Annotated in this window: 13 protein-coding genes; 4 read left to right on the top strand and 9 right to left on the bottom strand. The window is 55.7% G+C overall.

What is annotated here, in order from left to right:
* Positions 1–68: 68 nt before the first annotated feature.
* The 3 genes from ABD971_RS30095 to ABD971_RS30085 all read right to left on the bottom strand — a co-directional run bounded on the left by ABD971_RS30095 (position 69) and on the right by ABD971_RS30085 (position 1,678).
* Positions 69–494 carry an RrF2 family transcriptional regulator gene (locus ABD971_RS30095; RefSeq protein WP_339937085.1) on the bottom strand — a complete coding sequence of 142 codons (426 nt, stop codon included), beginning with the start codon at positions 492–494 and terminating at the stop codon, positions 69–71.
* Between the two features lie 15 nt (positions 495–509).
* Positions 510–1,352 carry a phosphoadenylyl-sulfate reductase gene (locus ABD971_RS30090; RefSeq protein ID WP_339937083.1) on the bottom strand — a complete coding sequence of 281 codons (843 nt, stop codon included), beginning with the start codon at positions 1,350–1,352 and terminating at the stop codon, positions 510–512.
* A gap of 62 nt (positions 1,353–1,414) precedes the next feature.
* Positions 1,415–1,678: a hypothetical protein gene (locus ABD971_RS30085; protein WP_345327397.1), complete on the bottom strand. Its 264-nt coding sequence runs from the start codon at positions 1,676–1,678 to the stop codon at positions 1,415–1,417.
* Between the two features lie 101 nt (positions 1,679–1,779).
* On the opposite strand from ABD971_RS30085, the gene ABD971_RS30080 reads away from it, so the two are divergent.
* A complete protein-coding gene (locus tag ABD971_RS30080) occupies positions 1,780–2,970 on the top strand; it encodes a HEAT repeat domain-containing protein (protein ID WP_345327396.1) in 1,191 nt (396 codons plus the stop codon).
* A gap of 252 nt (positions 2,971–3,222) precedes the next feature.
* Positions 3,223–4,212 carry a DUF1559 family PulG-like putative transporter gene (locus ABD971_RS30075; RefSeq protein WP_345327395.1) on the top strand — a complete coding sequence of 330 codons (990 nt, stop codon included), beginning with the start codon at positions 3,223–3,225 and terminating at the stop codon, positions 4,210–4,212.
* Positions 4,213–4,226: 14 nt separating this feature from the next.
* On the opposite strand, the gene ABD971_RS30070 is transcribed toward ABD971_RS30075, so the two are convergent.
* From ABD971_RS30070 to ABD971_RS30045, 6 genes are all read right to left on the bottom strand, one after another.
* On the bottom strand, positions 4,227–4,904 hold the full coding sequence (locus ABD971_RS30070; RefSeq protein ID WP_345327394.1) for a 3-keto-disaccharide hydrolase: 678 nt from the start codon (positions 4,902–4,904) through the stop codon (positions 4,227–4,229).
* Positions 4,905–5,026: 122 nt separating this feature from the next.
* Positions 5,027–5,419, bottom strand: coding sequence for a hypothetical protein (locus ABD971_RS30065; RefSeq protein WP_339937077.1), 393 nt, complete (start codon positions 5,417–5,419; stop codon positions 5,027–5,029).
* 126 nt (positions 5,420–5,545) lie between these two features.
* Entirely contained in the window at positions 5,546–8,488 is a 2,943-nt protein-coding gene (locus tag ABD971_RS30060) for a serine/threonine protein kinase (RefSeq protein ID WP_345327393.1), read from the bottom strand.
* 177 nt (positions 8,489–8,665) lie between these two features.
* Positions 8,666–9,814: a ribosome small subunit-dependent GTPase A gene (gene rsgA / locus ABD971_RS30055; RefSeq protein WP_345327392.1), complete on the bottom strand. Its 1,149-nt coding sequence runs from the start codon at positions 9,812–9,814 to the stop codon at positions 8,666–8,668.
* 14 nt (positions 9,815–9,828) lie between these two features.
* Positions 9,829–11,883: an ATP-dependent zinc metalloprotease FtsH gene (ftsH, locus tag ABD971_RS30050; protein WP_339937073.1), complete on the bottom strand. Its 2,055-nt coding sequence runs from the start codon at positions 11,881–11,883 to the stop codon at positions 9,829–9,831.
* Between the two features lie 493 nt (positions 11,884–12,376).
* The gene (locus ABD971_RS30045) at positions 12,377–15,517 is read right to left on the bottom strand and encodes a RecQ family ATP-dependent DNA helicase (protein WP_345327391.1); all 3,141 of its coding nucleotides are present in this window, start codon (positions 15,515–15,517) and stop codon (positions 12,377–12,379) included.
* 145 nt (positions 15,518–15,662) lie between these two features.
* Here ABD971_RS30045 and ABD971_RS30040 point away from each other — a divergent pair, with 145 nt between their 5' ends.
* Complete coding sequence (locus ABD971_RS30040) at positions 15,663–15,854, top strand: CPXCG motif-containing cysteine-rich protein (RefSeq protein ID WP_008699114.1); 192 nt, start codon at positions 15,663–15,665, stop codon at positions 15,852–15,854.
* A gap of 13 nt (positions 15,855–15,867) precedes the next feature.
* Positions 15,868–16,641 carry a 2-phosphosulfolactate phosphatase gene (locus tag ABD971_RS30035; RefSeq protein ID WP_345327390.1) on the top strand — a complete coding sequence of 258 codons (774 nt, stop codon included), beginning with the start codon at positions 15,868–15,870 and terminating at the stop codon, positions 16,639–16,641.
* The last annotated feature ends 71 nt before the right edge of the window (positions 16,642–16,712 follow it).

Raw genomic sequence — 16,712 nt, 5'->3', positions numbered from 1 at the left:
TTTCTAGCGGGGCGGCGCGGGGCCCGCCCGGTCTAATTCGAACGTTTTACTCGCTGCAACTGAGCGGCTTAGATGTAGAACATCGTCGCTTCGCCGTGACGACACTGCTCGACCAGATCGCTCAAGCGAACACTGCTGAGCATTTCCCGGGACGCCTCGCTCGCTTTGTCCCAAACGCGTTGCAGCGCCTCGTCCGTCTCGGTGGCCTGTTCTGCGCCGCAGGTGTGGCCTTCTTGACACCCCATCGCCTCAGCGACATCAAGCAGAGTGATCTGCTTTGGATCAATCGCCAAGCGGTATCCCCCTTGGCTGCCACGCACGCTTTGCACCCAACCGGCCGTTCGCAAGGTCCGCAGGATTTGAACGAGAAAGGGACCAGGAATGTTATGCTGGTCCGTGATCTCGCGGACTGCCACCGGTGCCGTATCCTCGGCTCGCATCGCGAGCTCGAGCATGGCGAGACAGGCGTAATGGACGCGTGCTGAAATAACCATAACTCCGGTCTCCGATTACGACGAATGCAAACCACATTCGGTTTTCTGAAAACCCGACCAACGTCCCGCTCGCTCGTCTTCGCCAGCCAACACCGCTCGGGTGCAAGGCTGACATCCGACACTCGGAAACCCTTGGTCATGAAGCGGGTTGTAAGGAATGTTTTCCGATGTGATCAACGACCACACCTCTTTCTTGGTCCAATTCGCCAGCGGGCTGATCTTCACCAACTGGAACTTACGATCCCAGCCGACAATCGGAGCCTTGGCACGATCGGGGCTCTGGTCACGACGAATCGCGCTGGCCCAGGCATGCCAGCCTTTGGCGGCTTCATGCAACACGCTTAATTTTCGATCAAAGCAGCAGCGGTTCGGGTCGGTCTTGTAGACCGGGCCGCCATTGGCCGCTTCGTACTCTTGGACCGTCGTCTTGGGATACTTGTACTCGACTTCGATGCCATAGCGTTTCTTGACCGTTTCACGCAGCTCGAGTGTTTCGGCAAATTGGTATCCGGTCTCCAGATTAAAGATCGGCGTTTCCGGAGCAATCTCGGCCAACATGTGAATGATCGTCATTCCCTCGGGACCAAACGCCGTCGCCATCGTGAAATGCGGCGCAAAGCGGTCGACCGCCCACTTCAAAATCTCTTGAGGTGTCGCGGTTTCCAACGAATCGCTGTCGCGCTGTAACTCCGCCAAAAATTCATCGGTGGGCTCCAGCGGCGGATCGGCGGCCAAGGCACCACGAGGCTCCCCCGAGTCGAGCGAATAAAGCTGTAGCGGACTCGAATCGGTTGCTTTGGGTTGGGTCATTTGCGAGCTCGACTTGGTGTCCAGCGAATGGGCATGGGCTGCAGACATCGTTCTTTCAGTCAGCTTTTGAGGACTTGGTTTTCCAAATACTACAAACATGATCTACTTAGTCAAGTATGATTGTCGGCGTTTGTGAGTTCAGAATTGAACGATTCTGCGGATTCGTGGTGGCCCACCTCGGCCGCTGGGGAGGTCGAGGCTTCGCTAACCGGAGGAACCTTCACAAATTGCCCCGTCTCAACACGCTTTCCTGCGTGTAGAATGGGGCATCGGCCCCATGTCGCCGGATGTCGCCCCCATGTCACCGGATGACTCTGGATGCCTCCGACATCGGCGTGGTTGTTCTTGCCAGCGTCGGAGACGTCGGGCGACATTAAATCCTCCTCTGACACCCGAATTTCCCATGCATGCACTCATTCGGCGAACAAAGCGAGATTCGAGCTCTCAGGGCTCCCGGCAGCGTCTGAGCCTTGCTGTGGCGACCCTCGCAGCCCTGAGCCTGCTGACGGAACCAGCGTCCCTTCGCGGCGACACGGTCGAAATATCTGGCGGGGGGCACGTCAGTGGCAAAGTCCGGCGGCTGGATGACAAGAAAATGGACATCGTCGCGGTCGATGACGAGATCAGCGTCGCAATTCCCCAAAGCCGCGTTCGACGTGTGGTTTCGTCCGACAAACTGGAGGAATACCTGCGTAATGTGGCGATCGCGGGCGAAGACCCCAATTTACAATATGAGCTAGCGATTTGGTGTGCCACAAATATCAAAGACAACACCGACGCCTACAAACGATTTCACATGCAATTGGCGATTCGCTTTGATCCCGAGCATAGCAAGGCGCGCGCGGCGTTGGATTATGTAAAAAACGAGGATGGGAAGTGGATTCGCTACAGCGATCTGCAGCGATCGCGGGGCATGATCTCGGTAGCGGGAAAGTGGATGTTGCCTGAGGCGGCCGCGATCGAAGAAATCCAGGACGCAACAAATGTCGACTCCAAAAAGTGGATCAAAGAGGTCGACCGGCTGATTCGCGTCGCGGTGCGTGGCGGCAGCAAGGGGGACGAAGCCATCGCGACGCTCAAAGCAATCGACGATCCCTTGGCCGCTTCGGCGATCGCCAAACAATTGTTGCAGGGCAATCACAACCAACGGCTGAAACGGCTGTGGGTCGAAATCCTCGGTCGTTTCCACAATTCGGTCTCGGTCGAAGCGTTGGTCCGGGTGGGAGTGCAGGAATCGGACCACGTGATCCGCGAGGCCGCCATGGAGGAACTCGAGCAATACGGCAGCGGTTCGGCGGTCGCGACCTACGTCAATATGCTGGGAAGCTCGGACAACGGCGATGTTTTGCGGGCCGCGCGAGCGCTCAGCTATTTCCCCAAACCTGAATTGGCACAAACCTATATCAATGCTTTGGTCACCAAGCACACCGAAACGGGACCCGCCGGCCCCGGGATGCAGGTTGGTTCGAGCAGCGGCGGAGGCGGCGGGTTGGCGATGGGAGGAAAACCCAAGGTGGTGACCCGTTATCTTGAAAATCCTCCGGTGTTGACGCTGCTGAAAATGATCGAACCCGACGTCGATTTTGGCTATGACAAGCTGGCTTGGCAAAAGTATTTTGCGGCAAAACTGGGACGTAGCAGCGGGGACCTCCGACGCGACCCCTGACCCCGTAGCTCCCCCTCGCTCGCCGCGGCAACTCGTAAAAAAAGGAGGGGACTTTGGGGGCCAATCACGCGTTCTAATCTCGGTGGGCGTCACTGCCGAGACGCGAAAAAAGTTTCGCTAGGCTCCAAAATCAACGGATCTGGTTAAACTACAAGCTGAGCCGCATCCCCCCCTAAGAACCGCCGAATCATTCTGCCTGCCATTTTTGCAATGTTAGCCAATCGCACCCCACCGCCGCAGAAACACAGATCGATGCGATCAGGGTCGATTGCGTCCACCGGTTTCACGCTAATCGAACTGCTGGTGGTGATTGCGATCATCGGGATCTTGGTGGCATTGTTGTTGCCTGCGGTCCAGGCGGCTCGTGAAGCGGCAAGGCGAATGCAGTGCCAGAACAACTTGAAACAGATTGGATTGGCGTGCCACAATTATGAATCGGCTTACAGGTCGTTGCCGTGGGGTGCCAAAGGCGGTCACGGTTACAGTTGGACCACTGATATTTTGCCATTCGCCGAGCAAAATGCATTGTGGGAAATGGTGCCTCCGATGCGTAATGGCGCGGTGACGTTCGAGGATCGCAAACAACTGGTCACCCTCGCCACGACGTTGGTACCGATGTACCGCTGCCCCACCGAACCCGGCCCGACGTTTCTGTTTGACAGTAACGGCTTGGCGATTGATGGCAGCGATGTGGCCCGAGCGATGAATAGCTATCTGGGAAATTCCGGATCCGACGTGCTGCGAGACAGCTATTCGAACTCGTCGTTATTGGGAATGGAACGAGGCAACGGGGTGTTGCGAATCGGTCAATTCGAACGCCATCCTCTCGACCCGCCCAACGTTCCGGCCAAATTGCCTTGGCCGGGCCCGATCACGTTTGCCGCGATTTTAGATGGGTTGAGCAACACGGTACTGTGCGCCGAAACCCGCTTTATTGACGAACCGAAGTGCGATATCTGTAGCCACTTTGCGGTCTACCATCCCGAGTTCGACCGTCGCAAAGGGAAAGCGAACGGATCAGATTTCTCGGAGGCATTGATGTCGCTGTACCATCCACTGAACCTCGACATCGCCCCCAAACAGGAACTCGAGATTTCCGCGGGCAGTTTTCATGTGGGTGGCGTCGTGACTCTGTTCTGCGACGGATCGGTGAAATTTCTGACCGACAGTCTGGATGACAAAGTCCGCCACGCGATCGGCTCGCGAGCGGACAAAGAAGTCTTCGACAGCAGCAACTTGTAGCCTACCGACGACGCTTAGTCGGCGAGTTTCTTGACCCGCAAGTTGCGGAAATAGACCACACTTTTGGGATCATGAGCTTGCAGGGCAAAGGTGCCCGCATCATTTAAACGACGCTCAAAATCACCCGAGAAGGATTCTTTGCCCTCGGGTTCGGTGTAATCCACGAGCGTCCGGCCATTGACCTTCAACTCGATGTGCCGACCCTTGACGATGATCTCTTGCGTGTACCACTGATTGTCCTTCACACCGGGATCGGCGACGTCGTCGACCGAGTACAAACTGCTTGTCTTTTTGGGGTCATGGTGGGACACGTTGACCTGACACTCGTAACCGTATTTGGGCCAGCCCTTGGGTTGGTATTTGGTGTGGAAGTAAATCCCAGCGTTGCTGCCGGGCGTGGTCATGACTTCGGCTTTGAAATGAAAGTTTTTAAACGGAGCTTGGTCACCGACATAAAACAGATGACAACGCTCGCCCTTGCAAACAAGTTGGCCATCTTCGATCACCCAGGACTCGGGATTCTCTTCGGCCTTTTTCCATCCGTCAAACGACTCGCCGTCGAACAGCGAGACAAACCCTGCCTCGCTGTGCGGAGCCGAGTCGTCCGCTACAGCCGAGTCGTTTGCGGTGGCGAGACTGACCAACATCAGGCTGAGTGACATCGACGCGAGCGGTTTAATCATCCAATTCATGGTGTGCTTTACTGTGATCGTGAGGAAGCTAAAAAAAAAACGCTTGCCAACTCAAACGGTCGGCAAGCGAAAAAACTCAAACAGAACTCGCCATTAGGATCAGCGAGCAGGGTGGAGCGTGATTAGAGACCGGCGTCGGTCGCGGGAAGTTCGTTGTTCTCGATTTTCTCGCCAAACTTCTTGCCATCCTTGCTCTTGTGATCGGCAGCCTTTTTGAAACCTTCGATGATTTTCTTCTTGGCTTCTTCTGGATGATCTTTGATGTATTCCTTGGGGAAATCCTCGGCCTTCAAGTATTCGTGGACCGCTTTACCGTATTCGTTGCGGGCTTCTTCTTTCTTTTCCCCCTTCACGTGGCAAACGTAACAGTTGGCTTTTTTGCCAAGCTTGACGAAATCCTTATCGGCATCTTCGCCCAGGTACTCGCTCTTCCACTGCTTTCCAAATTCGCTGATTGCCATGGCTGGCGTCATGAGTAAGCACAAAAAACCGAGACAGATTGCCAAACGTTTCATTCATTTTCTCCGCGAATTGGATATTAAAGGTAGGCTCTAGCTTGGAGCGAGGCAGGAAGTGGGACCGCTGATACGGCCTCACAATGCACTATTAAGTCCTAGATCGGACCAAAAGTCAAATCAAACTCAATTTTCTTCGTCTAATTCGACTAGATCTGCAGGGGTCATAATCGTCAAAGACCGCTCGTCAAAACCACTAATAACGGAGCCATATTGGCGAAAATCGCCCGGCATTAGGCTGCTGGCAGGCTGCGTTTTTAAGTTTCCTGAAGCCCAATCCACCGCCCATCTTGGGGAACGTTCCTCCGCCCACTGTGGCGATTCTGTTTTCAAATCGACCATTCGCACCACCTCTTGGTTTCCTTGCGAATCGACCAATCGCAACATCGGATCCGACAGATCGGGCTGAGTGTCGTAGGCGTTCGCTTCCCCACGCAGGATCAACAGCGAGGGATCGTTTTCAAGGGGATCGAGTCCCGAGACTTCGACGGCCGCAATGTCCGGATTGACGATGAACACGCAGTTGCGGGCGTCACGGTCGACCGGCAATGGGTAGGGGCCGGTCGCCGTTAACCGCATTCGCACCAAACCACGCGGGGCCATCGCGATGACTTGGTCCAACAATAACTGAATCGGACGTGCCGATGGCGGTGGTTGACGGACCGCACCGGCCGTATCAATCATCCGTCCGGTGACCGCCAGCAGACCGTTTTCCCAACGCATCTGCAGTTCCGCTGCTACATCCATATGCAACATCGTCATCTCGCCACGGATACAGACGTTGTACATCTCGATCGATACGAGTGGCAAAGGTCCCGACGTCACCGTGCCGGAGACCGCAGCGGACGAGGTGTCCTCATTTTCAAACCCCGTTCCCGTGGACTGCGGTGAGTCAGCGAGCAAAGGGGTGCGGCCCATCGTTTGAAAACGGACCTCATCGGTATGGGTGGTCACGTCAATCGCATAGACATCGGGATGACGTACCGGATTTTTGATCGTCAAGCTGCAATCGGTCAGACGAACAAGTCGATTGTCTTGCAGCGATAACAAACATCCACCCCCCATCGACGAAACCGGGACCGACCACACCAGATGCAAGTCTTCTAAGTCGATTCGGTTGGATCCGATATCGAACAGTTCCACAGGATGAATCGAAGGCAAATCGGACGAATCAAACACCACGATGCTGCCGCCGACACTCGAACTGATCACCAAACCATCACGATCAATTTTGATCGGAGCACTGCGGATCATCGGTTCGGCAATTTCAATCCGATCGACGCCAAGTTCGCTCGATAACTCAATCGCTTGCGTTAACGAAGAGACGTACGCATAGTCTTCCGCGTCATACTCGTCCGAGACTAAACCCGAGATCGACAAACTGACGCGAATCGCTCGCGGATTGGCTGTGCTGGGCACCGAGATCCCTGTCGCAGCAGTCGACTCGGTTGGATTGGCTGTTGGATTTGAAAGCGGACGTTCGGCAGAGGGACGCTCGCTGGCAGGGCGATCGCCCGCAGCAGCCGTTGTCGTCGGATCGAGCGTTTCGTTCATGGTCGGGCTCGATGCCGCAGGTCCGCCAAGTTCTTCGGGGACCGGTAAATCACGCATGCGAGGCGGATCCGAGGGTGAACGCTCTGATGCAACCGCCGCAGCACTGGGGTCGCGACTGGAACCACTCGGCGTTGTCGTGGCAGCACCTTTTGTCGATGGTGGCACGCTCTCGGCACTCCCATTGACGGCGGCCCCCGGCCGACCGTTTGCAGTTTCTGGACTTAACGCCCTGTTTTCGGGCGAGACATCGGGCAAACGTTGCACCGACAAATTGACCACGCTATTACGCTGCGGCACCACGATCGCAAAATCGTCTCGCGCAAGATCCGATGCCACGTACAACCATGCCGCGGTGATCATCAACAACGCAAACGCCACCAACCACGGTGCATGTTGCTCGATCAATTGAATCAATGGACCGCTGTTGTTGACCGTGACCGGTCCCAAGGTTTGCACGCGTTCATAGCCTTCGCGGCGAGCCACCTCTTGCAGATCGGCAATCAAATCCATCGCGGTCTGATAGCGGTCTTCGGGCCGTTTGGCCAACATTTTTTGTAAGACTGCCGCCAAATCACCACTGACTTCGCTTCGCAACTGACGGACATCCGGAGGCGGCGTTTTGCCATGGTTGATCAGCTTTTGCAGCATCGTGCCGCCGGGATAGGGCGGTTGCCCCGTCAGCATGAAATACAGCGTGCAACCCAGCGAATAAATATCGCTTCGCAAGTCCGCATCTCGCGGGTCGTTGGCTTGTTCGGGCGAAATGTAATCGAATGTCCCCAGCGTCACTCCGCTGGCGGTCATGTCTTCGCTCAATTCAAAATTGTCAGAGCGTGCCAGCCCCATATCGACAAGCTTGATCGTTTGCCCATCGCCGATCAACACATTCGATGGTTTGATGTCGCGATGCACGATACCGCGATCCGAGGCATGTTGGATCGCGTCGGCAAGTTGGCAGGTATAAAAGACCGCTTGGTCGGCCGACATCACGCCTTCGCGATGAACCAAGTCACGAATATTCGTTCCTTGGATGTACTCGAAAACAATGTAGTGCCAATCATCGTACGTGCCGACATCGAACACTTTGGCGATTCGTGGATGATCCAACTTCGCTGCACTTTGCGCCTCGTTACGAAAACGACGCTTAAGATCAGGATCATCGCCTACGAACGGAATCACCTTGATCGCAACGGTCCGATCCAATTGCTCGTCGTGGGCGCGGAACACCGCCCCCATCCCGCCACCGCCGATAAAATCTTCCAACAGAAAATGGTTCAACCGCTTGCCAAGCAAGACGTTGGCGACCGAGGCAGGCGTGCGATCAAGCTTGTTCCAGGCCGATTCATCGGCGTGAGCGCGAGAGGATCCGCGAATGACCGTTCTCGCTTCGGCAATTTCCTGGATCTCCGCCGACTTGATCAAACTCGATTCGGGCGGAGCATCTCCGGCACTCAAATCGTCGTCCTTGCCACGACGAATGGTCGATGCATCCGTTCGAATTGATTCGTCAGCCATAAAAAGATCACCAACGCGGATGCGTCCAAAGGCATCAAACAACGGTTGATGCAACGCAGAATGAGAGAGAAAAGGTGTCTGCGATCAAGCTGTCTCCATCAGCTCGACTCGATGACTTTTGCGTGTTTTTGTCTGCTTTCGCAACGCTTTCTAGTCTAGTCGGCGCTGCCAAGTCGGTCAACGAAACGTTGCTTCTTCGCCAAGCAATTCCTCGATCAGGTGGCAGTACGAATCGTAACGCCGAGCATCGATGCGAGAATCCGCCACCGCGTCTTTGACCGCACACCCATCTTCGCTTAGATGCAAGCAATTTGGATAGCGACAGCCGCTCACGTAGGGCCTCAGATCGGGCATTAACGCTGAAACCTCGCTCGATCCAATGTCCCATAGCTGAAATTGACGAATTCCAGGGGTATCAAACACAGCGCCGCCCCCTTCCAAGGGGATCAACGTTGTGGCCGTCGTGGTGTGGCGTCCCTTTTCGTTATCCTGGCTGACGGCTGAGACCGCCAACCCAAGTCCAGGCTCAATCGCGTTGAGCAGACTGCTTTTTCCGACCCCGCTTTGGCCTGCGAGCGCCGTCTGTTTGCCTGCCAACAACGCCCTCAAATAGCCGACATTGGTGCCATCTTCGGCCGACGTGATGAGCACGCGATAGCCCATCGCTGCAAACACCCCCACCATCGGCTGCAAGGGAACCGGATCGATCAAATCTAATTTGTTGATCACGATCACGGGCTCGACCCCACAATGTTCGGCGGTCAACAAAAACCGATCGATCAGTGCCGGTTTCAATCCCGGTTGTGCCGCGCTGGTGATGATCAGCAGATAATCGACGTTCGCTGCGATCACATGCTGTCGCCCCCGGCTGGTCCGGCTAATCACGCCGCTGCGGGGATCGATGCTTTCGATCATGCCATCGGAGGGAGATTCGGCGCGAAAAAAGACACGGTCGCCCGCGACGATCACCCCGCGTTGTTCGATACTGAGCGATTTCAGCACTTGGCGGATCGCGCATTCATAGAACACGCCGTCTTCGCCGAGCACTTTGCTGCGCAACCCATGAACGCTGATTACACGTCCTTTGATCAGCGATTGATCCGGCGACGAGGTTACGCCGTCCGCGTCCTGCTCGATCGTCGGATTGTTGACGGTCCGCTTTCGCGTCAGCTCGCCTTTGCCGCTGACGCGTTCCCCATGCACCACATCCGCAAGCTTTTCCACATCGCCTTGCTGGAAGGTTCGCGTCACGTCGCCTTGGCGAACTCGCCCCTGATACTTTTTACGAAAGTCAGTGCGTTGTTTTCCGCGTTTCTTTTTGGCCATTAAGACGCCATCCGCTAACTCTCTTGCGGTGACGAATTGGAATGACCTCCGACGGCCGAACCGGGGCTATGGTCAGCACCACTTTCCGGAGCAAGCGTTTGCTCGACCGGTGGCGGATCACCTTTCTTGCGATTGCGAACTTGAATCGAGACCCCGATCAGATCGGTCAATTCTGCTTCGCCAAGCTCTTCGTGCTCCAGCAACGAACGCGTGATCGTCTCGAGTTCACCGCGATGTTCACGCAGCAACTGCTCGGCTTTCTGGTCGGCTTCCAACAGGATCCTTGCGACCTCTTCGTCGATCAATTCTTGCGTATGCTCGCTGAATTGGCGTGATTGGTGAATTTCACGGCCCAAGAACGGATCTTCGTCGCTGGTCTTGTAGCTGACCGGCCCCACCTTGGGACTCATGCCCCAGTGGGTGACCATTCGCCGCGCGATACTGGTGGCGCGTTCGAGATCGTTTTCGGCCCCAACACAGGTTTCGTTGTAAACAATTTTCTCGGCCGCACGGCCGCCCAACAACACGATCAATTGATGTTCGAGCTCTCGTTTGCTGATACTTAAACGATCTTCGCTGGGCACGTACTGTGTCACACCGAGGGCGCGACCACGTGGAATGATCGTGACCTTGTGAACCACGTGGGCTCCATCGAGATGCCATGCGGTCAACGTGTGCCCGGCCTCGTGATAGGCGGTCTTTTCCTTCTCGCTCTCTTGCAAGACCTCTTCGCGTTTGGCCCCCATCAGGATTTTGTCGCGAGCGAAATCAAAGTCATTCATTTCGACAAGTTTTTTATCTTGCCGAGCTGCCCACAACGCCGCTTCGTTGACCATGTTCCGAATGTCGGCACCGGTCAAACCAACCGTTCCTGCGGCGAGTCGCTTGAGGTCGACATCGTCCCCGAGCGGCACATCGCGAACATGAACCTTAAAAATCTCCTCACGTCCCTTCATCGTGGGACGCCCCACGGTGACGTGACGGTCAAAACGTCCAGGACGCAGCAGGGCCGGGTCGAGAACGTCGGGACGGTTGGTGGCGGCGATCACAATCACCGTCTGGCTTTGCGTAAAGCCGTCCATTTCGCCGAGAATCTGGTTCAGCGTCTGCTCGCGTTCATCATGACCTCCGCCCACGCCGGCGCCACGTTGTCGTCCAACCGCATCGATTTCGTCGATGAAAATGATCGAAGGACTGTTTTCTTTGGCGGTGCGGAACAGATCGCGAACGCGACTGGCGCCGACACCCACGAACATTTGAATGAATTCACTACCGTTAACCGAAAAGAACGGCACCCCCGCTTCGCCTGCCACGGCGCGAGCCAACAGGGTTTTACCGGTACCAGGAGGTCCGTTTAACAGCACGCCCTTGGGGACAAATCCGCCGAGTCGCTGAAACTTTTCAGGCGTTTTGAGGTATTCGACGATCTCCTGCAGATCCGCCTTGACTCCTTCGAGTCCAGCCACCTCGTTGAAGGTGATCATTTTGTCGGATGCTTCGAACAACTTTGCTGGACTCTTGCTGAATCCTGACAAAAAACCGCCTCCCATCATGTCGCTTCGCGTGCGGCGGAGCATCATGAACAGAAAGAAAACGATTCCCAATGGCAAAATGATAAACGCGATGATGCTGATGATCTGCTGCGAATTATCAGGGGGTAAAACGCGAAAATCGACATCGGCCGCCTCCAATCGCTCCTGCAATCGAACCGTCGCCCCCGCATCGTTGGACTGGCGGAAAACGAACTCTTTGGCCAACCGGACCGGTTTACCCTCGTCATCGACCTGCGGCTTTAGCTTGCCATCCTCGATCACCGGCGGGGCTTCGGGGCGAACCTTGAACGTTCCATAGACTCGCTGATCCCCGATCTGGACCGCTTCGACGTTGTTTTTAGCGAGTTCATCAAGGAAGAAGCTGGTGGACACCTCGGCAATGTTCGCACCACGATTCATGAACAGCATGGCGATCAATCCTGCGACCACCAACGCGATCAGAAACGTGTTGTTGCCACGCTTGTTCGCGCCGCTGCCACCCTTTTCCGAATCTTTCTCGTCGGACCTTTTATCCATCGGTTTCCTTTGTCAGCCTTCACCCGGAGGTTTATTCTCTTGCTCACTCGTCATCCCGCATTGGCTTGGCGATCACGCCAACCCCCGTGCTAACGAGCGTTTTTTGTTGTTAAAATTGTCATACCTGCAGCCCCATTTGACTGGGGTGCACGTTGCATGCCGATTGTTTCAGCCCGACACACCCTTTTACTGTAAATGCTTGCTCAAGAAGCCAATTGGGCAATCGTTTCTTACCCCAAGGTTCGTCGCATCGCAGGTAGTCCGGCCCGATTGTATCGACTGTAACGCTGGATGACTAACCGACCAAAATTGCAAAGCTCGCGCTTCGCTGTAGTTTCCCGTGGACGTCAAGTCTGCCAGTAAATTGCGCGTCACGCCGAGAGGATTGCTCAAATCGTTGTCGCGGGGGGGGCAGAAGCATCCGCAGACCAGGTTTCGCTCGGCTTGGGCCTGCTCGGCTTGGGCTTGCTCGGGGCGCGGGCTTGCTCGCCCGCTAAGACTTCACCGCACGCGCCGCCTCCAGCCAACCGGAGTCAATGGGATGCCCTACCGCAGCTGCAATTTCCAACTGGCGAGCCAGAGTTGCTGCGGGACAACGGCGAATTAACGCCACTTGAGACACGGTGTACCCGTCGCGGAACAGCCGCCAAGTCCAATAAGCGTCTGCGGCTTCGTCGGCGGCGGGGGTGGTCAAAGCCGGATCTGTGCCGAGCGGGCCGACCGAATCGAGCTCCAAAATCTCAGGGGGGCGGTGCTGCGGAGTGTCCCCACGCCCCACGTCCGCGTTTTCGGATTCAAAAAGCTCGGTTTGAAAACACGAAGCATCGAAATCGACGTTTTTCTCTTTGTGACTCGTTTCCTTAGGACCAACGTTCTCGCTGCCATCCTTGTCACGAAGGTTCGGATCACTGCTAGCAATTGGGCTACTCACAACCGGGCTACTCACAACCGGGTTGTCCAATCGATCGCTTTGCGAATCGATCGGGTCCTCCTCGTGATTTCGCTGCCGATGCTCGGCCTCGTCGTCGTCCGCGGCATCCTGCTCGATCCATTCCGATGCCCGCGTGATGGCGGGCATGTTGGCCGGTGTGATGGCTGGCGACGGATCCGGGGTGGGCTGCGTGGCACAAGCATGCTCAGCGACTACCGACTCGATCAACTGGATGATGTCGTAACCAAATTGTTCAATCGTCGCGGGCCCCACTCCGGAAATCTTCTCGAGCTCGCTGGTCGATCCAGGAATCGAATCGAGGATGCGGTCAATCGTCGCGTTGCTCAGAATGCGATAAGCCGGAATCGCGAGCGCGGCGGAGGATTTTTGACGCCACCGTTTCAGCCGATCCTTTAATTCGGACTTCAATTCGTCCGATGCCGATGGCGGTGCGGCATCCTCGGACGTTTCGGGATCGTCCAGAGTGGGGCTCGATTTTTCATGAACATCGGCGGCTTCGAGATTTTTCGCTGCTGCCGACAACCGTTTGACCAGCGGAAACTTGATCCCCAACGTGTCATTGATCGGTTCTTTGGCGTGCATCACCAAACTGCCATAGTCGCTCAGATCGACGGTGGGACGGCGGTCATCGACTTCGCGTTGAACGAGCAGCCCGCGTTCGATTAACGCATCCATCACCGCCACCACTTCGGACTGTTTTAACAGCGACAACAAACCGTATGTACTAAGCCGGTGCAGTTTCCACTGTTGCAACTTCTTGTTCTTCGAACCACACAACATCTGGGCCACTAGATTTTTGCCAAACCGTGCATGCATGCGGAACACACCACTGAGCACCACACGCACGCCTCGCACAAATCCATCGCGATCGACCCCAGCAAATGCTTTGGCAACCTCCGCCGGATCCACCGCCGCGTTGGCCCGCCGTCCCTCGGGATTACAGCGGTCGCAATTGCCACAATTCTTGCTTTCGGGATCGCCAAAGTAATCCAAGATCACACGTTGGCGACAACCATTGCTACGCGCAAATCCGATCACAGCATCCAGCTTTGCGTGCTCGGCTTGACGACGTCGTTCGAGTTCTTCGAAGTCGATCTCGAGTGAATCAAAGGGGATGTCGCGTTCGACGAGATGAACGGCACGTCCGCGGAATGGCGGCACGTAATCGAACCCTTTCAAACGCCGTAATTCGCGAAGCGTCCGGGCGAGTTGGTCGCGGTCGACGTTGGCGAGTTCGGTCAATCGTTTGACGGTCACATAGACATCTTCGCCGCGTTGTTTGCCAATCACTTTTTCGACGGCCATCATCACGCGGCGGCGAATTTTTGCCTCTCGCGGCAGAAAATCCAGCATCGTCGGCGCGTTGCTATCGATGCGAACAATCGCATTATTTGCCGAACTGTCCAGCCGCTTCAGTACTCCCGCCTTGGCCAACAAGGTTTGCGAGGTGCCAATCGCTTCGCTGCCGTCTTTGACGTCAATCGCCGCACGAACTTGCTCAAGCGTTAACTCGATCGGGTCCTCTTCGCGAGACAGCAAAAATTCGTAAACCTTCGATACGGTTTCACGCGAAGGGTAGCGGTTTTCGATAAAAAATTCTTGGATATAGCGATCGTTGTAAGAAAACAACATCAAACAATCGCTGTCTTTTGCATCCCGCCCGGCACGCCCCGCCTCTTGGTAATACGCTTCCAACGTGCCCGGCATGTTGTAATGGATCACGTAGCGGATGTCGGATTTATCAATCCCCATTCCAAACGCATTGGTCGCCACGATCGCGGAAAGTTTTCCCGACATAAAGTCGTCTTGGATGCGTTGCCGCTGCATCGGTTCCAAGCCCGCATGATAGGCTCCGATGGGACGTCGTGTTTTCTCTGGCAACCAACTCGCAATTTCCTCGCAACGTTTTCGTGTCGCCGCGTAGATGATCCCCGTGCCTTCACATTGGTTGACGTATTTGACAAGTTGCTCGTCTTTCTCGCGGTCTCCCTTGGAATGCTGCACACTGAATCGCAGGTTGGTGCGGGCAAAACCGGTGACAAACGTTTTCGGTTCGCGTAGCCGCAACAAATCGATGATGTCTTGCCGTACCGCGGGCGTCGCGGTCGCTGTCAATGCAATCGTTTGTACATTCGCCAAATAACGATCCCGGAATCGTCCCAATCGCGAGTAGTCTGGACGAAAATCGTGCCCCCACTCGCTGACACAGTGGGCTTCATCGACCGCCAACAATGTCACCTCGGCGGTCGCGACCGCTTCGAGAAAACGGGTGTTGCGAAGTCGCTCCGGAGCCACGTACACCAAGTCCAACTCGCCTCGTGACATCTGCTGCATCACATCAACCTGCTCGGACATGCTAAGCGTGCTGTTGAGCAGTTTGGCATTGATGTTCAGCGACTTCAGCGTATCCACTTGGTCCTTCATCAACGCGATCAGCGGAGACACGACAATCGTCGTCCCGGGGCGGCCTAAACTTGGCAATTGATAACACAGACTTTTACCACCCCCGGTGGGCATCACGCACATCACGTCGTGCCCCTGGGCGACCGCGTCAACGACATCACGTTGACCGGGACGAAATTGGGTTAAACCAAACCGAGCGAGCAACACGGTCGGATCGACGTTTCTGCCCGACGCGTTATTACCGGACGAAACGGATCGTGAGATTGCGGGTCCGGGCATGGCACTCAAGAAAAGAACGGGGGATACTCATCGTCGGCTTGATTATAGGGTAGCATCGGCACTTCATCGAGAACGCCCAAAGCCGTTTGCACACGTTCCGCCTTTTTACCATCGGGCACCCTTTTTACCTGCCAGGATTGTCAAAATGGACAGCGAATCCTCTTACGTTTGCGATTCTTGTGGCGAAGAAATTGTCATTCCGCTGGACCCTTCCTCCGGAACCCGACAAGAATACGTCGAAGATTGCCCGGTCTGTTGCAACCCCAACGTGATTCACGTCGATTGGCTCGAGGACGAAGCCCGCGTCTGGGCCGAACCCGAACAGGATCATTTTTAGGAATTTTTTTTCAATGCGATTGTCGACCTCGTTTCTTCCCTCCACTAATCCGATCGACGAAACGACCGATATCGCTGTCGTGATCGATATCCTGCGTGCTACGACCGTGATGACCGTAGCGATCGCCAATGGTGCGAAAGAAATCACGACGACCTGTGATGTCCAAACCGCACGCGAAATGGCCGACGCCATCACCCCGCGACCGCTGCTGTGCGGAGAACGCAGCTGTGTGCCCATCGAAGGCTTTGACTGCGGCAATTCACCTGCCGAATACTCGCCCCCCCGCGTCGCCGGCCGCCATCTCGTCGTCACCACCACCAACGGCACCAAGGCAATTGGAGCCGCTTCGCTAGCAAAACAAGTTTTGTTGGGCAGTTTTTTAAATCGACGGGCTGTCGCGGCATCCTTGGATCCAAATGCAAGCGTTGCTTTGGTCTGTGCCGGGACCGATGGTTTCGTGACGCTCGAGGACGTATTGTTCGCCGGAGCGATCGTCAGTCATTTTCAATCCCAATTCGACCAACATCAGCTGCCCACGCTGGAACTGAATGACGAATCGCAGATCGCCAGCGAAATGTGGCGATCCTGGTTCGGCCCTGCCATGGGGGAACCGTCTCGGACACATGCTGCCGCGTTGGCCGCCAGGTTGTCGCAATCACGAGGGGGCAAAAATTTGGTCCGAGCGGGCTACGAAGCCGATTTGCTGCGATGTGCCGAAATGGATTCGGTTGCCGTGGTGCCTCGCCGGATCGCGATTCGAGCGGGAGCGAGCATCTTCGGTCGCTAGAGAAAAGGGGACGTCAGACAACGAGGATGCGAAGCCATACGGACGCGAAGCGATTTGCAGGTGTGGGGGAG

Source organism: Novipirellula rosea, assembly GCF_039541335.1.
Classification (GTDB): domain Bacteria; phylum Planctomycetota; class Planctomycetia; order Pirellulales; family Pirellulaceae; genus Novipirellula; species Novipirellula rosea.
This window is presented reverse-complemented; position numbering and strand designations above follow the sequence as displayed.